Genomic DNA, 17,093 nt, shown 5'->3' on the forward strand with positions numbered 1-17,093 from the left:
CTCCCGAACCTACGCCGGGCGCTCGGCCGCCGCGGCACCCAGCCGCGGGAACGGGTCGAGCGCGAAGACGACCTCGACCGGCACCTCGAAGTAGCGGCTGATCCGCAGCGCCAGGTGCAGGCTCGGGCTGAATTCGCCCCGCTCGAGGTAGCCGACCGTCTGGTAGTGCACGCCCAGCGCGTCGGCGAGCTGCCGCCGCGAGATGCCGCGCTCCGCACGAAGCATGGCGATCCGGTTGTACGTGACCTCGTTGCTCGTACCCACGGGAGCCTTTCTCAGCGACCGATGGTGGTCAGGGCCCGCTCGCGCCGCGCGGCGACCGCGGAGCCGGACTCGCGGCGCGCCATGCGCCGCAGCAACGCGGGCGCCAGCGTCAGACCGAGCACCGCCCACACGGCGAGCACCCCGAACGTCTCCAGGTGACGCCAGGAGTCGCCCAGCTCGACCGCGGCGAACGCGTCGGGCAGGAACACCGACCGCATGCCCAACCCTAGCCAGTAGATCGGGAAGAGCTGCGCGACGCCCTGCACCCACCCCGGCATGCCGGTGATCGGATAGAAGATGCCGGAGATCGCGACGAGCCCGAAGACCGGCAGCATGACCAGCCCGAAGCTGCGCGGGTTGTCGAAGGCGGAGCCGATCGCCGCGCCGATCGGCATGGTGGCCACCAGCGACAGCGGCAGCAGCCACAGCAGCGTCAGGAAGCCGCCGAGGTCCACCCGCAGACCGCTGACCAGGAAGGCGCCCGGGACCAGCACGATCAGGACGGAGGCGAGCGTCATGCCGCCCACCGCGACCACCTTGCCGATCAGGTACGCCGACATGCCGTTCGGCGTCGCCTTGGCCCGCAGCAGCGTGCCGTCCTCGCGCTCGACGATCAGGTACTGCCCGATGGACATCAGGCCGCCGAACGCCAGCAGCATGCCGATCGAGCTGGGCAGCGAGGCGGCGCCCAGCGAGAAGGCCGTGCCCGGGACCTTGGCGTCCTCCAGGAAGAAGAGCGCGACGAGCAGGCCCGCCGACGGGAAGAAGTAGCCCCACAGGTCCTGCGCGTTGGTCAGCGTCTGGCGGAACTCGATGAGCCCGCGCGCGACGCCGGCCCGCAGCGTCTCGATCATTGCCGGCCCCCTTCGAAGTCGTGGACGAGCCGCATGTACGTGTCCTCGAGGTTGTTGCGCCGCACCTCGAGATCGGCGATCGCGTCGCCGTGCTGCGTCAACAGCTCCCGGACGTACGGAGTCGGGTTCTCGGCGGAGTGCACGAACCGCTGCCCGTTCAGCGTCCAGCGGATCTCGCTCGCGCCCGCCACCCGGCGCGACAGCTCGTCGGCCGACCCGTCGGCGATGATCCGGCCGCCGGCCAGGATGAGGATGCGGTCCGCCAGTTTCTCGGCCTCGTCGAGGTCGTGGGTGGTGAGCAGGATCGTGGTGTCGTCCACATCGGTCAGCCGGTGCACCAGGTCGTGGAACTCGCGCCGGGCCTCGGGGTCGAAGCCGACCGTGGGCTCGTCGAGGAAGAGCAGCTCGGGGCGGCCCACGATGCCGATCGCCACGTCGAGCCGGCGCCGCTGCCCGCCGGAGAGCTTGGTGAGCCGCGTGTCCGCCGCGGCGGTGAGGCCGACCACCTCGAGCAGGTCGTCGACCGGCCAGGGACGTTGCTTGCCGGGTGAGGGATAGCGCCGGTAGTAGCCGCCGAGGTGGCCGAGCAGCTCCCGCACCCGCCACTTGCCGTGGTCACGCCAGGACTGCAGCACCACGCCGACGCGGGCCCGCCACGCCTCGTCCGCCTTCGCCGGGTCGGTCCCGAGCACGGCGACCTCGCCCGAGGACCGCATGCGGAAGCCCTCGAGGATCTCGACGATCGTCGTCTTGCCCGCGCCGTTGGGCCCGAGGAGCACGAGCACCTCCCCGCTGCGGGCGGCGAAGCTCACACCGGTCAGGACGTCCTTCGTCCCGTACCGCATCCGCAGATCGCGGACGTCGATGACCCGCTCGGCGGCCGGCACCTGCGTGCCGGCGTCGAGCACCCCCGTCACAGTCTTGCCATCCATGTCCATCACGCTATCAAGAATGTAGTAGATGTACTACAGGCGCGAGCAGGTATCTGACGAAGTCCGGATTGGACCTATATGCGACGACGCGCTCAATCGCGCCTGACGGTGATCGTGTTGATCGCCTCGGCTGGATACGCTGACAGGATGGGGATCAAGCAGGTGAGGGCGCTCACCACGACGCTGCCCTCGGTCACGTGGATTCCCCTCGCCCGGGCGCACGCCGACCGGGCCGACGAGATGACCGCGGGCCACCGGGCCCGGCGTGCCACCGGGGAGAAGCACGCGATAGAGGACTTCCTGTACGACTACTACGGCACCCGCCCCTCGGTGCTGCGGCGCTGGCATCCCGGCATCGGTACGGGCCTGTCCCCCGCCCCGGACGGGCTGGCCGAGCACGCGGCCTGGAAGTTCTACATGACCTATCCCGACGGGGTGGTCACGCTCGACCAGGACGCGTACATGCACGCCCGGGGCGAGAGCGTGCGATACATCCACGGGCTGCTCACCGCCACCGCGTCCCGGCCGGTGTTCTCGGGCTGCTTCGGCCTGCACGAGTGGGCCATGGTCTACCGCGACCCCGACCACCGCCACCCGCTGCCGCTGCGGCTGGGCCAGGCCGAGACCGACCGCGTCGTCGAGCAGCACCCCATCCGCTGCACGCACTACGACGCGTTCCGCTTCTTCACGCCCGAGGCGGTCGGGCTCAACCGCCTGCAGCCCACCCGGGCCACCCAGGTCGACCTCGACCAGCCCGGCTGCCTGCACGCCGCGATGGACGTGCACAAGTGGGCGCAGAAACTGGGCGCCGCCGTGCCCGGTGCGCTGGCCCTGGACTGCTTCGCGCTGGCCGCCGACATCCGCCTGCTGGACATGCAGGCGAGCCCGTACGACCTCTCCTCGTACGGGCATCCGCCGGTGAAGATCGAGACCCCCGAGGGCAAGGCCGAGTACGTGGCCCGGCAGCGCGAGTTCGCCCGCCGCGCGGCCGGTCTGCGCGCCCGCCTCATCCGCGTGTGCGAGGAACTGCTCGGCCCCGAGGACGCCGCCCGCAACCGCGAGGCCGTCGCCCCCTTCAACCACCGCTGACCGCTCGCTCCCTACCGGCTGCGGAGGAAGTCGAGGATCAGCCGCGCGGTCGCCTCGGGTGCGTCCAGGTGCACGTCGTGGCCGGCGCCCGCAACGACGACGTACGGGGCCCCCATCGCGGCGACCTCGTCCGGCGGGACCGTGCCGTGCTCGCCCAGGATCAGCAGCACCGGGACGGTCAGGCTGCGCCACTGCGTCCAGCGGGCGGTCGCCGCCACCTCCGCGATCGCCCGCTTCATCACGCCGGCGTCGAAGCGCGGCCACAACCCGTCCGCGCGGCGCTCGAAATCCGCGATCCACGCCTGCGTGATCGGGCGGTCGCCCAGGAACTCCCGCGCCGCCTGCGCGTCCGCGAACGGAACCGGCCACGAGGCGAAGTACGCCCGCAGCCGCTCCGGGTAGTCGTCGGTCGAGCCGCCTACGCCGCCCTCGATCATCACCAGGCCCCGTACGCGCTCCGGGCTCGCCGCGGCGGCGAGCATCGCCGTGTGCGCGCCCATCGACTGCCCCACCAGCCACGCCGGCTCGTCGAGCAGGGCCAGCACGTCACCGGCGTACGCCTCCCGGGACACGTCCGCCGGGAACCGCTCACTGTGCCCGTGCCCCCGCTGATCCGGCACGATCACCCGATGGCCCGCGCCCACCAGCGTCTCGGCCAGCGACGCCATCTCCACCGCGCTGCCCGCCAGCCCGTGCAGCAGCACGACCAGCTCCCCTTGCGCGGCGCCCTCGAGGCAGCTCAGCCCCGGCGGATCAGCCACCCGTCGGACGAGCATCCGGCCTCCTGCGGTCTCCGCCTGCATTGTCAGTCGCTGGGGTAGGAGCGGCGGTTGCGCTTGGTCTCGCCGCGGCGCTTCTTCTCGGCTATGCGGCGTTCGACGGAGCCCTTGGAAGGACGTGTGGCCCGGCGCGCCCGTGGGGGCGGGGCGATCGCGGAGGCGATGAGGGCGGCCAGACGGGCGGCAGCGGCCTCGCGGTTGCGCAGCTGGGAACGGTGCTCGGAGGCGGTGACGGTGAGCACGCCCTGGGTCAGGCGGTCGCCCAGGCGTTCGACGGCACGCTCCCGCAGGGCCGGGGGCAGCAGCGCGGAGCCGGCCAGGTCCCAGGAGAGCTCGACCCGGGAGTCGGTCGTGTTGACGCCCTGGCCGCCGGGGCCGCTGGAGCGCGAGAAGCGCCAGGCGAGCTCGGCCGCCGGGATGATCAGACGGTCGTTGACCCGCACATCGTCCACCACGCGCCCCAGCATGGCACGCGGGCAAGGCAGTATGGACGGGTGACGTCCCCAAGTGCGCCGGCCGTCGTGTCCGGCTACCCGTGGCCCATCGAAACCACGACACTCGCCAACGGCCTGCGGGTCGTGGTCAGCGAGGACAGGACCGCCCCGGTGGTCTGCGTCAATCTCTGGTACGACGTGGGCTCCCGGCACGAACCCGCCGGGCAGACCGGCTTCGCGCACCTGTTCGAGCACCTGATGTTCGAGGGCTCGCAGCATGTGGCCAAGACCGAGCACATGCGGCTGGTGCAGGGCAACGGCGGCTCGCTCAACGCGACCACCAACCCGGACCGCACCAACTACTTCGAGACGATGCCCTCGGAGCACCTGGAGCTCGCGCTCTGGCTCGAGGCCGACCGGATGGGCGGGCTGGTCCCGGCGCTCACCCAGGAGACGCTCGACAACCAGCGCGAGGTGGTCAAGAACGAGCGCCGCCAGCGCTACGAGAACGTGCCGTACGGCGACGCCTGGCTGCGCCTGCTGGACCTGCTCTATCCGCCGGGCCACCCCTACCACCACGCCACGATCGGCTCGATGGAGGACCTGAACGCGGCGAGCCTGGAGACGTTCAAGGCGTTCCACCAGCAGTACTACGCCCCGAACAACGCCGTGCTCACGGTCGCGGGCGACGCGTCGCCAGCCGAGGTGTTCGCGCTCGCCGAGAAGTACTTCGGGGCGCTGGAGCCGGTGGCGTCGATCCCGCCCGCGCCGAGCGGCCACCTGCCCGGCCCGGCCACCGAGCCGGTACGTCAGACGGTCACCGCGGCCGTCCCCGCGCCGCGCATCTATCTGTCGCACCGCACCCACCCGTTCGGCACGGCCGGGTACGACGCGGTCACCGTGCTGGCCGCGGTGCTCGGCAACGGCCGCGGCAGCCGGCTCTACCAGCGGCTCGCCGACGGCGCCCGGATCGCGCAGCCGGACTACATCGGCTCGTACGGCGTCGACCTGGCGCACGCCCCGGCGCCGCTCATCATCACCGCGACCGCCAAGGACGGCGTGCCGGTCGAGCAGCTCGAGCAGGGGCTGTCCGACGTGGTCGGCAGCCTGGGGACCGAGCCCGTCACCGAGGAGGAGCTGTCGCGCGCGAAGGCGCTGCTGACCACCTCGTGGTGGCGGCAGGTGTCCACGGTGGGCGGCCGTGCCGACACGCTGAGCCGCTACACGACCCAGTTCGGCGATCCGCGCTCGGCCGCGTACCGCCTGCCGCAGTGGCTCGCGGTCACCGCCGACGACGTCACCGAGGCCGCCCGGTACGCCCTGCAGCCCGGCTCCCGGGTCACGCTCACCTACCTGCCCGAGAACGGGGAAGCCGCATGACGCTCATCGCCACCCGGCCCGACGCCGGCGAGGCCCGGCCCTACACGTTCCCGGACCTGCAGCGGGTCACCGTCGCGGGCGGCACCGTGATCGCGGCGCACCTGCCCGGCCAGGTGCTCGCCAGCGCCATGCTGCTGCTCGACGCCGGCGCCGCGCGGGAGACCTCCGGCCGCGAGGGGACGGCCACGGTGCTGGCCAAGTCGCTCGAGGAGGGCACGGCGCAGCGCGACTCCGCCGCGTACGCCCTCGCCCTGGAGAGCCTCGGCGCGGAGCTGTCGCCCAGCATCGACTGGGACACCTTCCGGGTCGGCGTCTCGGCGCCCGTGCCGCAGCTGCTCGACGCGGTACGGCTGGCCGCCGAGGCGGTCCGCACGCCGCGGCTCGACCCGGCCGACGTCAACCGGGTCCGCGACGACGAGGTGACCGCGCTGCGCATGGACTGGGCCCAGCCCGGCCCGCGCGCCGACGCCGCCCTGCGTGCCGACCTGTTCGGCGCCGCGGAGCGCTTCGGCCGCCCGCTGCACGGCGATCCCGCGTCGGTGGCCGCCGTGACCGTCGACGACGTGGTCGCGTTCCACCAGGGCTGGCTGCGCCGCCCGGGCGTGCTGCTGGTCGCGGGCGACCTGAGCACGCTCGACCTGAGCGCGCTCGGCGAGGCGGCGTTTGCGGGCACCGCGGGCGACCCGCTCGAGGCCGAGCCGCCGCTGGGCGTCCCCGTGCGCGACGCGCGGCGGATCCTGCTCGTCGACCGGCCCGGCTCGGTGCAGTCGACGCTGCGCATCGGGCACCGTTCCCCCGAGCGCGCCACGCCCGACTACGTCGCGATGACGCTCGCCGCGACGATCCTGGGCGGCGCGTTCACGTCCCGGCTCAACCACCTGATCCGGGAGGTCAAGGGCTACACGTACGGCATCCGCGGCTCGTACGCGATGAGCCGGCGCTTCGGCCGCTTCGAGGTGGCGGCGGGCGTGCAGACGGCAGTGACCGTGCCCGCCCTCGTCGACACGATCGGCGAGATCACCCGTACCCAGGAGTCCGGGGTGACCGAGGAGGAGCTGGCGGTGGCCCGTTCGTGGCGCGCCGGGCAGCTGTCGGTCGAGATGCAGACGCCGGGCTCGATCGTGAGCGCGCTGAGCACGCTGGTCGTGCACGGCCTGCCCGACGACTACTACCCCACGCTGCGCCGGCAGTACCTCGAGACGCCGCTCGCCGAGGTGAGCGCGGCCGCCACGACCCACCTGCACCCGCACGGGCTGACGCTGGTCGTCGAGGGCGACGCCGCGGTGATCCGCGACGAGCTGGTGGCCGCGGGGATCGGCGACGTGGCCGACGCGGAGATCTGAATCACCCGCGGCTTCAAGGGAACGGCCAGGTGCGGCCGATACCCTTTGCCGCCATGACGATCACCACAGCACCGCCCGAGGTCCGGCCGGGCCGGCGGGTGCGGCGCACCGCGCTGCTCCTCCTGCTGACCCTGCCGGGCCTGGTGTGGGCCGTGATCCGGCTGTTCGGCTGGGAGCGCGGCCCGCTGGTGCAGGTGGTCGCCTTCACGCCGTACGCGGCCGCGTGGTCGCTGATCCCGCTGGTGGTAGCCCTGCTGGCGCGCAAGTGGCTGATCGCGGCCGTGGCGGCGCTGACCGCGGCGCTGCTGGCCGGGGCCGTGCTGCCCCGCGCGATCCCCGACTCCGACCGGGGCCCGGCCGGCGGTGTCCCGATGTCGGTCATGACGGTCAACATGTTCATCGGCGCGGCCGACCCGGCGGACGTGGTGCGGCTGGTGCGCGAGCACGACGTCGCGGTGCTAGCGGTGCAGGAGTTCACTCCGCAGGCGGCGGCCGGGCTTGAGGCGGCCGGGATCGACGCGCTGCTGCCGCATCACGCGCTGGCCGACGAGATCGGCACGACCGGCTCGGGGCTCTACTCCCGGTTCCCGATGACCGATCAGGGCTCGCGCCGGGGCGACGGCGGCGGGCTGCAGGACGGCAACCTGCAGGTGTACGCGACGATCCAGCCGCCCGGCGCGGGCCCGGTCCTGGTCGAGTCGGCGCACCCGCTCGCGCCGTACGCCCTGGCCGCCGAGGACGCGTGGCGCGCCGACCTCGAGGCGCTGCCGCGGGCCGACCAGGGGGGCACGCCCCGGCTGGTGCTCGGCGACTTCAACTCGACGCTCGACCACGCGCCGCTGCGCGAGCTGATCTCGCACGGCTACCGCGACGCGGCGTCGGCCACCGGCGACGGGCTGATCGGCACCTGGGGCCCGTACGACGGCGTCCCGATCCCGCCGGTGACGCTCGACCACATCCTGGTGGACAAGCGCCTCGGCGTACGGGAGACCCAGGTCCACGGCGTGGCCGGCAGTGACCACCGCGCAGTGACGGCCGTCGTTACCCTTCCGCCCGCGTCATAGTTGGTCTGGCGTGGGGTCGTTAGCCTCGCGGCCATGACGATCATCAGCGCGCCCCGCGCCGGTCGCGAGGCCGGCCCCCGAAGACGACGAAAGGCCGCGCTGACCGTGCTGTTCTGGCTGTTGATCCTCCCCTTCCTGGCGTGGGCCGTGATCCGCCTCGGGGGCTGGGAACGGGGCCCGGTGGTCCAGTTGTTCGCGTTCACCCCCTATGTCGCGGCGGCCGCCTGGGTCCCGGCGATCCTGGCGCTGGCGACCCGGCGGTGGACCGTGGGCGCGGTGGCCGTCATCGTCGCGATCATGCTGGCCGCCGCCGTGCTGCCGCGCGCGATCGGGAACCGCGACAAGGGTCCGGCGGCGGGCGTGCGGCTGAACGTGATGACGTCGAACATGCTGTTCGGCGGCGCCGACGCGGCCACGATCGTCAAGCTGGTCAGCGAGCACGACGTCGCGGTGCTGGCCGTGCAGGAGTTCACCACCGAGGGCAAGGAGGCGCTGGCCGCCGCGGGGCTGGGCGCGCTGCTGCCGTACTCGTCGCTCGCGGACCGGCCCCAGGCGGACGGCTCGGGGCTGTACTCGCGCTATCCGCTCACCGAACCGGGCGCGCAGCAGAACGGCGGCGGCTTCATGCAGGCGTACGCGACGGTGCAGGTGCCGGGAGCGGGGCCGGTCGTCGTGGAGTCGGCGCACCCGCTGGCCCCGTACGCCCGCTCGGTTCTCGGCCAGTGGCGCAAGGATCTGCTGGCCGAGCCGCGCGCGGACGACAGCGCGACGCCGCGGATCCTGCTCGGCGACTTCAACGCGACGCTCGACCACGCCCCGCTGCGGGAGCTGATCTCGCACGGCTACCGGGACGCCGCGGACGCCGCGGGCAAGGGGCTGATCGGCACCTGGGGACCGTACGACGGCGACCCGATCCCGCCGGTGACGATCGACCACGTGCTGGTGGACGAGCGGATCGGCGTACGCGAGGTCAGCGTGCACGGCATCCCGAGCAGCGACCACCGCGCGATCGTCGCCGGGCTGACCGTTCCGGCCGCTCGATGACGGTCACCACGCGCCTCGCCACCGTCGCGGACGCCGCCGAGATGGCCGCGCTGCTGCGGGCGAACCGCGACTTCCTGGCGCCGTGGGAGCCCGACCGCAGCGACGAGTACTTCACCGAAGAGGGTCAGCGCCTCGTGCTCGCCGACATGCTGCGCCAGCACGAGGCCGGCCTGACGCTGCCGCACATGATCGTCGAGGACGACCGGATCCTGGGCCGGATCGCGCTCAGCACCATCGCCCGCGGCCCGTTCCTGTCGGCTACGCTCGGCTACTGGGTGGCCGCCGACGCCAACGGCCGGGGCGTGGCCACGGCGGCGGTCGGCCGGGTCGTGCGCCTGGCCTTCGACGACCTCGGCCTGCACCGCGTCGAGGCCGGCACGCTGGTGCACAACCGGGCATCGCAACGGGTGTTGCAGGCCAACGGCTTCCGGCAGTACGGGCTGGCCCCGCGCTACCTGTGGATCGCCGGCGCGTGGCGCGACCACCTGCTGTTCCAGCGCCTCGCCGACGACTGACCGGCGCACCGGCCCGCCGCGGCCGGCTATCCCTCGTCGTTGCCGTCGCGCAGCGAGCGCACCATGCTGCGCAGGAGCCGCAACGCGTCCGCCCGGTCCGCCTCGCTCAGGCCGGCCAGCATCCGCAGCTCGACCGATCGCACCGCCACCGTCGCCTTCTCGAGGCTTCGCCGGCCGCGGGGCGTGAGCCGCGTGGGCAGCACCTTCCCGACCGGGGCCTCCGCGGGCCTGGTCACGTAGCCCTCCCGTTCCAGGGCCTGCAGCAGCACGTTCATCGACTGCCGGGTGACGAACGCGCCCCGCGCGAGCTCGGAGTTCGACAATCCCGGCCGCTGGGCCAGCAGCTCGAGGCACGAGTAGCGCGTCACGTTCATGCCCAGCGGCCGCAGCACCTCCTCCATGGCCACGCGCAGGGCGCTCGACGCCTCCTTCAGCAGGTAGCCCAGGGACGTCTCCAGGTCGATGCCGGCACCGTCTTGACTCATGTCAGCATTCTGACATAGCGTGGTGCATGTCAGGAAGCTGACACGACCAGAAGGAGCATGCCATGCCCGCCACCGGCCCCGACTTCATCTCGCTGCAAGCGCGCGACCTCGACGCGTCGCAGGCGTTCTACGAGCGCTACCTCGGACTCGTCCGCTCGCCGGCCGGGCCGCCGCACGCCGTCGTCTTCGAGACCAAGCCGATCGCGTTCGCCCTGCGCGAGGTCGTCCCCGGCACCGACCTCGCCTCCGTGGCGCAGCCGGGCATCGGGGTCGGCATCTGGCTGCACGCCACGGACGTCCAGGCCGTGCACGACGCTCTGGTCGCCGACGGGCACCCGATCGTCTCCGCGCCGATCGACGGCCCCTTCGGCCGGACGTTCACCTTCGCCGACCCCGACGGCTACCAGGTCACCCTGCACGACCGCGCCTGAGCGGCCGCCGATAACTCGGATGCGAGCGACGGTGCCGCGGCCCTAGCATCGGCGGCATGAGCTTCAGGAAGCAGCAGACGACGACGCCGGGACGTCCCGGTGTTCGTCCACGCTGACCTGATCGCAGCGCTGACACGGCCCCGGGCGGGATCGCCCGGGGCCGTGTCGTGTGCCCGGAGGTCCCGCCCCCTTCGAAGAAGGAGACCTCCGATGCACGCCGACCACCGCAAGCTCGGGCGCGAGCTCGACCTGTTCGACTCCGACCCGCTGATCGGCGCGGGCCTGCCGTTCTGGCTGCCCGCCGGGGCCGCGGCCCGCCACGCGGTCGAGTCCTATCTGTACGACCTCGAGCGCCGCAACGGCTACCAGCACGTGTACTCGCCGGCGCTGGGCAAACGTCAGCTCTTCGAGAAGTCGGGGCACTGGCGCAACTTCGCCGAGGACATGTTCCCGCCGATGCCGATGGGCGGCGACGAGCTCGTGCTGCGGCCCAGCATCTGCCCCCACCACGCGCTGATCTTCCAGTCCCGCGGGCGCTCGTACCGCGACCTGCCGTTGCGGATCGCCGAGCTGGGGCCGATGTACCGCGCCGAACGCTCCGGCGTGCTGGGCGGCCTGTCCCGGGTGCGGGCGATCCAGCTCAACGACGCGCACATCTTCAGCCCCGCAGACCGGGCCGGCGCGGAGGTGGCCGACGCGCTGCGGCTGATGCGGCAGGCGCACGCGGCGCTCGGCCTGTCCCCGTCGTCGATCCAGCTCTCGCTTCGCGGCGAGGGCAAGAAGTACGGCGGCGACGAGGCAGGCTGGATCGCGGCCGAGCGGCTGCTGCGGGACGCGCTGCACGCGGCCGGCATCGACTTCGTGGAGGCGCCCGGCGAGGCCGCGTTCTACGGACCGAAGATCGATGTGCAGGTCGCGGACGCCGCCGGGCGCGAGTGGAGCATCGCGACCGTGCAGATCGACTATCACCAGCCGGAGGCGTTCGGCCTCGAGTACGCGGACGCGTCGGGCGGCCGGTCCCGCCCCGTGATGGTGCACCGCAGCCTGGCCGGGTCGATGGAGCGGCTGTTCGCGCATCTGATCGAGGTGCACGACGGGGCTTTCCCGTTCTGGTACGCCCCGGTGCAGCTCGCCGTGCTGCCCGTCTCGGCGGAGCAGGACGAGGCGGCGGACGCGCTGGTGCGCGCGGCGGTGGCGGCCGGCCTGCGGGTGGAGGTGCTGCGCGAGGGCTCGATCGGCGCGCGCATCCGCTCGGTGGCCGAGCGCCGGGTCCCGTACGCGGGAATCGTCGGAAAACGCGAGGCGCCCGAGGGCCTGGTCGCGTTGCGCCACCGCGACGGCCGTCAGGTGCCCGCGATGCCGGTCGCCCGCGCCGTGGAGGTGCTCAGCGCGGAGGCGCAACCCTAGCGTCGGCCTCGATCTCGATGCGCATCCGCGGGTCCGCCAGGCCGCACACCATCATGGTGGCGGCCGGGCGGACCTCGCCGAACGCCCGGCGCAGCACGGGCCAGCACGGCTCGAAGTCGTCGCGCTCGGGCAGCAGGTAGCGGACCCGCACGACGTCGGCGAGCGTGCAGCCCGCCTGGGCCAGCGCCGCCTCGATGTTGCGGATCGCCTGCTCGGCCTGCTCGGCCACGCCCTCGGCGATCGTCATCGTGGCGTAGTCGAAGCCCGTGGTGCCCGAGACGTGCACGCGGTCCCCGTCGACCACGGCTCGGGCGTACCCGATCTGCTCCTCGAACGACGAGCCGCTGAAGATCCTCGTCACTGGGCCAGGCCGTAGGTGAGCGCGTCCACCAGCGCCACCCACGAGGCCTCGACGATGTTCTCGTGCACGCCGACGGTGGTCCACTCGCGCTCGCCGTCGCCGGTCTCGAGCAGCACCCGGGTGATCGCGTTGGTGCCGTGGCTGCCCTCGAGGATCCGTACCTTGAAGTCGGTCAGCTCGAAGTTCTTGAGCTGCGGGTAGTGCTGGCTCAGCCCGGCGCGCAGGGCCTCGTCCAACGCGTTCACCGGGCCGTTGCCCTCGGCGGTGGCGATGACGCGCTCCCCGCGTACGCGGACCTTGACCGTCGCCTCGGAGACCACCGCGCCGTCCTCCCGGTGCTCGACCTGCACCCGGTACGACTCCAGGTCGAACGGGCGCGCGTAGCTCTCGCCCGGCAGCTCGCCCCGCACCAGCAGCTCGAACGACGCGTCGGCGGCCTCGAACGACCAGCCGCCCGCCTCGAGGTCCTTCACCTTGCGGGTCACCGTCGACAGCGTGTCCGGGTGGCCGGCCAGGTCGATCCCGAGCTCGCGGCTCTTGAGCTCGATGCTGGCCCGGCCGGCCATCTCGGTCACCAGGATCCGCATGTCGTTGCCCACCACCGACGGGTCGACGTGGTTGTAGAGCAGCGGATCCACCTTGATCGCGCTCGCGTGCAACCCCGCCTTGTGGGCGAAGGCGGCGGCCCCGACGTAGGCCTGGTGGGTGTCGGGGGCGATATTGGCGATCTCGGCGAGCGCGGTGGACACCCGCGTCGCCTTCTCCAGGCAGCCGTCCGGTAGGACCTGCAGCCCGAGCTTGAGCTGGAGATTGCTGACGGTGGCGAACAGGTCGGCGTTGCCGGGGCGCTCGCCGTAGCCGTTCGCGGTGCACTGGAAGTGCTTGACCCCGGCCTCGACGGCGGCGACCGTGTTCGCGACCGCGCACGAGGTGTCGTTCTGGCAGTGGATGCCGAGCAGGTCAGGGGTGACACCGGTGCGCTCGACCACCTCGGCGATCGCCTTCGTGACCATCGAGGGGAGCATGCCCCCGTTGGTGTCGCACATGATGACCCGCTCCGCGCCGGCGTCGATCGCGGTCCGCACCACGCTTGCGGTGTACGCGGGGTCGTACCGGAAGCCGTCGAAGAAGTGCTCGCAGTCGACGAACGCGCGGCGGCCGTTGGCGACCAGGTGCCGTACGGTGTCGCGCACCATCGCCAGGTTCTCCTCGCCCGTCGTGCGCAGCGCCCGCTCGACGTGCCGGATGTCGCTCTTGGCCACCACGCAGACCACCGGGGTCTCCGCGTCGAGCAGCGCCTGCACCTGCGGGTCCTCCTCGGCGCGGGCGCCGGCCTTGCGGGTCGCGCCGAACGCCACCAGCACCGCGTGCTGCAGGTCCAGCTCGGTCCTGGCGCGCTGGAAGAACTCGGTGTCCTTGGGCATCGCGCCGGGCCAGCCGCCCTCGATGAAGCCCACGCCGAACTCGTCCAGCAGCTTCGCGACCGCCAGCTTGTCGGCGACCGAGTAGCTGATCCCCTCCCGCTGCCCGCCGTCGCGCAGCGTGGTGTCGAAGACCTGGTACTCCATGGCGCGTTCCCTTCGAGGATTTTGGGGGTGACCAACAAAAAGACCCCCCGCGGTCGCGGGAGGTCTGCGCGTCGGCGAACAGTCAGCCGGCGCGCTAGGTGCCAATAATGAGCACGAGGTGGGTCACGTTGCGAAGCATGCCACGCTGCGGCGCTGCTGGGACGAAAAATCCACTACCTGAGACGGTACGCCGTGGGGCGGCCGGGTAAATCCCCCGCATGAGCGACGGCTACGACCAGAACGACCCCGACCGGGCCGGCGGGCTGATCAGCGACGCGCAGGGCGAGTTCGTCCAGCAGGAGGGCGGCGGGGCGTTCGACCCGCACGCCTTCCGCGGATCCTCCCCCGGGCGGCCCGCCCCTTCCGCCGACGATGCCGAGGAGCGTCCGGACGCACCGGCCGCGAGCGACGACCGCGACGGCCCCTCCGTGAACGACCAGCACATGAGCTCGCCGGGTTCGGAGATCGACAAGGCGCGTTAGGTTGAAGCGTGGCTGTGGAACAGTACCCCCGCAATCTCGGCTTCTCCGCGACCTACAACTTCCGCGACGTCGGCGGCTATCCCGGCCTCGACGGGCGCACGGTGCGCTGGCGCCGGCTCTTCCGCTCCGACGCGCTGCACCGCCTCGGCTCGGACGACGCCGAGGCGTTCGCTGCGCTCGGCGTGCGGACCGTGATCGACCTGCGCCGCCCCTTCGAGATCGAGAGGTACGGCCGGATCGCCGAGTCGCACGGCCTCGACTACCACAACCTCGTGCTCGAGCACGTCGACTGGGAGGAGGTGGGCCACCCCGACGAGGCCGTCCACGAGCGGTGGCTGGCCGACCGCTACCTGAACTTCGCCGAGGACGGTCGCGCGGCGATCCTCGCCTCGCTGCGGCTGATCGCCGACCCCGCGCAGGCGCCCGTCATCGTGCATTGCATGGCCGGCAAGGACCGCACCGGCACGGTCTGCGCGCTGACGCTGGCCCTGCTCGGCGTGTCCGACGAGGACATCACCGCCGACTACGCGCTGACCACCGCGGCGGTGGCCCCGCTGACCGCGCACCTGCTCGAGAAGCACCCGTCGGCGGTCCTGGGCAAGGAACACATGTGGAACTCCCCACCGGCCGCGATGCAGATGTTCCTCGACGACCTGCGCACCCACCACGGCTCGATCGAGAGCTACGTGCGCGACATCGGCCTGACCGACGACGAGCTCACCTCGCTGCGCGCCCACCTGCTGGAGAGCTAGGGAAGTTTGCGAAGAACGTTGATTGCCGTGGAGTAGAGAGACGGGTAGTCGCCCGAGCCGCGGGTGACGAACGTCGCGGAGAGCAGTGATTCACCCACACCCCACTTCACCGAGTCCTTGGTGCAGACGATCTGGGCGGAGACACCCGGTTCCTTGAACGAGGACGCGACGGTTCGATCGCCGGTGGGCGCCGTTGCGCAGCTTCCTGTCACGCCGGCCGCGGCCGCGAGGTAGTCGTCCATGTCCGATCGCGTGTCCCACAACTGGAACAACGCGGCCGAGTACACCCCCGGCGAACAGGACACTGCGGCCTTGGCGCCATCGCCCGACGAGGCGGAGCAGGTGGCCGCGACGCTCGACGGCAGAAGGCTCAGCAAGCCGGAATTGCCCGTGCCGGCCCTCGCACCGTCATCGCCTCGGCCGCTGCGCGCAAGCGCGATGGCGATACCCACCCCGACCAGCACGAGCACGACGACGGCCGAGATCAGGACCCGGGCGTGCTCCTTCGAGATCGGCCGGTCGGTGGGTGGGCGCGCCGACACGGCCGGCGGCGCTGCCTCGCGCCGTTGCTGCGGCACGGCACTGGACGGAGCCGGCGGCAGAGCTCCGGCCGCCGACGTCGGCGGGCTGCCCAAAGCCGGCGCGACGGCGCGGCCGGTGACCTGGAGGACAGCTGTCCCGGCCGGCCCGTCCAGAGTGATCGTCTCGGCCAGCTCCCCGGCCACCCGCGGCGTCCAGACGACGTGCAGTGTGGCGTCGGTGAGGCTCGCCCGCAGCTGCTTGCCGCCCCTCACGGCGGACGACCCGGCCAGCGGGCTTCCGCCCACGGCCACGTCGAACTCGACCGGCTCACTGCCGACCTGCACCGCGCCGAGGTCGATGCTCTCCCGTGCCAGCCGGACCCGCGTGCGGTCGAGGACCGTGGTCGCCCCCGCGCTCACCATCCGGCTGTCGTCGTCGACGAGTTCCTCGAGCACGGGAAAAGCGGCCGCCGCGCGTTCGAGGTTCTCGCCGCCGGCGATCGGCGCGAGCTCGCGCACCGCGGTCATCCGCACTGCGGGCAGCGGGTGCTGCACCAGCTCCAGCAGCTCGGGCGGCAGCACGGCGGCCCGGATACGCCGGTGCGGGTTGCGCGCCACCATCAGGTCGCCGCGCATGCCGAACTCCCACTTGCTCGGCGTCTGCCGGGGCGACCGTGAGCGGACCCGGTCGTACACGAAGTCGTAGAGCTCGCCGAGGGAGACGACCCCGTCCTCGTCCCGGTCGGCTTCACCGCTGCGGATGCCCTCGACCAGCGCCCCGGTGAACACGGACGGCTTGGCCGCGGCGCCCTCGGCCAGGTCGGCGCCCTCGAACGCGTACTCCATCGCGGTCGATGCCGTGATCACCACCCGGCCCCGGCCCTCGTCGAGCCGCCCTTGGCGGAACTGGTCGCCGACGTCGATGTCGTCGCCCGAGCGACGGATCATCCCGCGCTCGAACGCCCCGCCGTAACAGCAGTCCAGCAGCAGGACCACACTTCGCGCCCGGCTCCGCTGCATGACGCGGTTGACCCAGGCCGCGTCGACGCCGGTCGAGCCGAGCAGATCGGGCTGGGTGTTGGTCGCCGCGAGATAGAGCTCGCCCGCGTCGTCCTTGAGGCCGTGGCCGGAGAAGTGCAGCAGCACCACGTCCGACGGGCTCCGCCTGCCGAGCGTCCGCTCGACCCGTTCGCCGAGCTGCCACGAGGTCGGGTTGTGCATGACCTCGACGTCGAACCCGCCGAGGTTCGCATCGCCGAGCACGTCGGCCAGCGCGTCCGCGTCGGCGGCAGGCGCCGCGAGCTGGTGCAGCGTGGGGTGCTCGTACCGATCGACGGCGACCACCAGGGCCAGCCGCTGATCACTCATCGCGTACGCCCTCTCGCCGT

19 protein-coding genes are annotated in these 17,093 nt (G+C 72.5%); 10 read left to right on the plus strand and 9 right to left on the minus strand.

Features of this window, described 5'->3' with window-relative positions; genetic code table 11:
- Positions 1-9 precede the first annotated feature (9 nt).
- From ACSNN8_RS06890 to ACSNN8_RS06900, 3 genes are read right to left on the minus strand one after another with little or no spacing between them, the layout of a single operon-like run.
- Positions 10-225 (minus strand): helix-turn-helix transcriptional regulator, encoded by a 216-nt coding sequence (locus ACSNN8_RS06890; RefSeq protein WP_436649443.1) that lies wholly within the window; start codon positions 223-225, stop codon positions 10-12.
- Between the two features lie 50 nt (positions 226-275).
- Entirely contained in the window at positions 276-1,118 is an 843-nt protein-coding gene (locus tag ACSNN8_RS06895; protein ID WP_436647660.1) for an ABC transporter permease, read from the minus strand.
- Entirely contained in the window at positions 1,115-1,963 is an 849-nt protein-coding gene (locus ACSNN8_RS06900; protein WP_436649444.1) for an ABC transporter ATP-binding protein, read from the minus strand. The genes ACSNN8_RS06895 and ACSNN8_RS06900 overlap by 4 nt, the downstream gene beginning before the upstream one ends.
- A gap of 234 nt (positions 1,964-2,197) precedes the next feature.
- On the opposite strand from ACSNN8_RS06900, the gene ACSNN8_RS06905 reads away from it, so the two are divergent.
- On the plus strand, positions 2,198-3,139 hold the full coding sequence (locus ACSNN8_RS06905) for a 3-methyladenine DNA glycosylase (protein ID WP_436647661.1): 942 nt from the start codon (positions 2,198-2,200) through the stop codon (positions 3,137-3,139).
- A gap of 11 nt (positions 3,140-3,150) precedes the next feature.
- Here the strand turns inward: ACSNN8_RS06905 and ACSNN8_RS06910 are convergent, their stop codons facing one another.
- Positions 3,151-3,915, minus strand: a complete 765-nt coding sequence (locus ACSNN8_RS06910) for an alpha/beta fold hydrolase (RefSeq protein ID WP_436647662.1) — start codon at positions 3,913-3,915, stop codon at positions 3,151-3,153.
- Positions 3,916-3,944: 29 nt separating this feature from the next.
- Entirely contained in the window at positions 3,945-4,385 is a 441-nt protein-coding gene (arfB, locus tag ACSNN8_RS06915; RefSeq protein WP_436647664.1) for an alternative ribosome rescue aminoacyl-tRNA hydrolase ArfB, read from the minus strand.
- A 27-nt stretch (positions 4,386-4,412) separates the two neighbouring features.
- Between arfB and ACSNN8_RS06920 the strand changes: the two genes are divergently transcribed.
- Genes ACSNN8_RS06920 through ACSNN8_RS06940 form a run of 5 tightly spaced genes read left to right on the plus strand, consistent with a single transcriptional unit; the run spans position 4,413 to position 9,698 of the window.
- Positions 4,413-5,732 carry a M16 family metallopeptidase gene (locus tag ACSNN8_RS06920; protein ID WP_436647665.1) on the plus strand — a complete coding sequence of 440 codons (1,320 nt, stop codon included), beginning with the start codon at positions 4,413-4,415 and terminating at the stop codon, positions 5,730-5,732.
- Positions 5,729-7,075, plus strand: coding sequence for a M16 family metallopeptidase (locus ACSNN8_RS06925; RefSeq protein ID WP_436647666.1), 1,347 nt, complete (start codon positions 5,729-5,731; stop codon positions 7,073-7,075). Before ACSNN8_RS06920 ends, ACSNN8_RS06925 begins: the two co-directional genes overlap by 4 nt.
- A 53-nt stretch (positions 7,076-7,128) precedes the next feature.
- The gene (locus tag ACSNN8_RS06930; RefSeq protein WP_436647667.1) at positions 7,129-8,139 is read left to right on the plus strand and encodes an endonuclease/exonuclease/phosphatase family protein; all 1,011 of its coding nucleotides are present in this window, start codon (positions 7,129-7,131) and stop codon (positions 8,137-8,139) included.
- Positions 8,140-8,172: 33 nt separating this feature from the next.
- The gene (locus ACSNN8_RS06935) at positions 8,173-9,183 is read left to right on the plus strand and encodes an endonuclease/exonuclease/phosphatase family protein (protein ID WP_436647669.1); all 1,011 of its coding nucleotides are present in this window, start codon (positions 8,173-8,175) and stop codon (positions 9,181-9,183) included.
- The gene (locus tag ACSNN8_RS06940) at positions 9,180-9,698 is read left to right on the plus strand and encodes a GNAT family N-acetyltransferase (protein ID WP_436647671.1); all 519 of its coding nucleotides are present in this window, start codon (positions 9,180-9,182) and stop codon (positions 9,696-9,698) included. Before ACSNN8_RS06935 ends, ACSNN8_RS06940 begins: the two co-directional genes overlap by 4 nt.
- Positions 9,699-9,724: 26 nt before the next feature.
- Here ACSNN8_RS06940 and ACSNN8_RS06945 read toward each other — a convergent pair whose 3' ends face one another.
- Positions 9,725-10,183 (minus strand): MarR family winged helix-turn-helix transcriptional regulator, encoded by a 459-nt coding sequence (locus ACSNN8_RS06945; protein WP_436647672.1) that lies wholly within the window; start codon positions 10,181-10,183, stop codon positions 9,725-9,727.
- A 62-nt stretch (positions 10,184-10,245) separates the two neighbouring features.
- Here ACSNN8_RS06945 and ACSNN8_RS06950 point away from each other — a divergent pair, with 62 nt between their 5' ends.
- Together ACSNN8_RS06950 and thrS are read left to right on the plus strand one after the other, a co-directional pair.
- On the plus strand, positions 10,246-10,614 hold the full coding sequence (locus ACSNN8_RS06950; RefSeq protein WP_436647673.1) for a VOC family protein: 369 nt from the start codon (positions 10,246-10,248) through the stop codon (positions 10,612-10,614).
- A gap of 210 nt (positions 10,615-10,824) precedes the next feature.
- Positions 10,825-12,021: a threonine--tRNA ligase gene (thrS, locus tag ACSNN8_RS06955; RefSeq protein ID WP_436647675.1), complete on the plus strand. Its 1,197-nt coding sequence runs from the start codon at positions 10,825-10,827 to the stop codon at positions 12,019-12,021.
- Here the strand turns inward: thrS and ACSNN8_RS06960 are convergent.
- On the minus strand, positions 11,999-12,382 hold the full coding sequence (locus tag ACSNN8_RS06960; RefSeq protein WP_436647677.1) for a RidA family protein: 384 nt from the start codon (positions 12,380-12,382) through the stop codon (positions 11,999-12,001). The two genes, thrS and ACSNN8_RS06960, sit on opposite strands and share 23 nt — an antisense overlap.
- Positions 12,379-13,950 (minus strand): citramalate synthase, encoded by a 1,572-nt coding sequence (gene cimA, locus ACSNN8_RS06965; RefSeq protein ID WP_436647679.1) that lies wholly within the window; start codon positions 13,948-13,950, stop codon positions 12,379-12,381. The genes ACSNN8_RS06960 and cimA overlap by 4 nt, the downstream gene beginning before the upstream one ends.
- Before the next feature lie 218 nt (positions 13,951-14,168).
- On the opposite strand from cimA, the gene ACSNN8_RS06970 reads away from it, so the two are divergent.
- Together ACSNN8_RS06970 and ACSNN8_RS06975 are read left to right on the plus strand one after the other, a co-directional pair.
- Complete coding sequence (locus ACSNN8_RS06970; RefSeq protein WP_436647681.1) at positions 14,169-14,432, plus strand: hypothetical protein; 264 nt, start codon at positions 14,169-14,171, stop codon at positions 14,430-14,432.
- A gap of 8 nt (positions 14,433-14,440) precedes the next feature.
- Positions 14,441-15,184, plus strand: coding sequence for a tyrosine-protein phosphatase (locus tag ACSNN8_RS06975; protein ID WP_436647683.1), 744 nt, complete (start codon positions 14,441-14,443; stop codon positions 15,182-15,184).
- Here ACSNN8_RS06975 and ACSNN8_RS06980 read toward each other — a convergent pair.
- Positions 15,181-17,073 (minus strand): caspase, EACC1-associated type, encoded by a 1,893-nt coding sequence (locus ACSNN8_RS06980; RefSeq protein ID WP_436647685.1) that lies wholly within the window; start codon positions 17,071-17,073, stop codon positions 15,181-15,183. The genes ACSNN8_RS06975 and ACSNN8_RS06980 overlap by 4 nt on opposite strands.
- Positions 17,074-17,093 lie beyond the last annotated feature (20 nt).

The sequence above is a fragment of the Actinoplanes sp. URMC 104 genome (assembly GCF_051386375.1).
Taxonomy (GTDB): Bacteria; Actinomycetota; Actinomycetes; order Mycobacteriales; family Micromonosporaceae; genus Actinoplanes.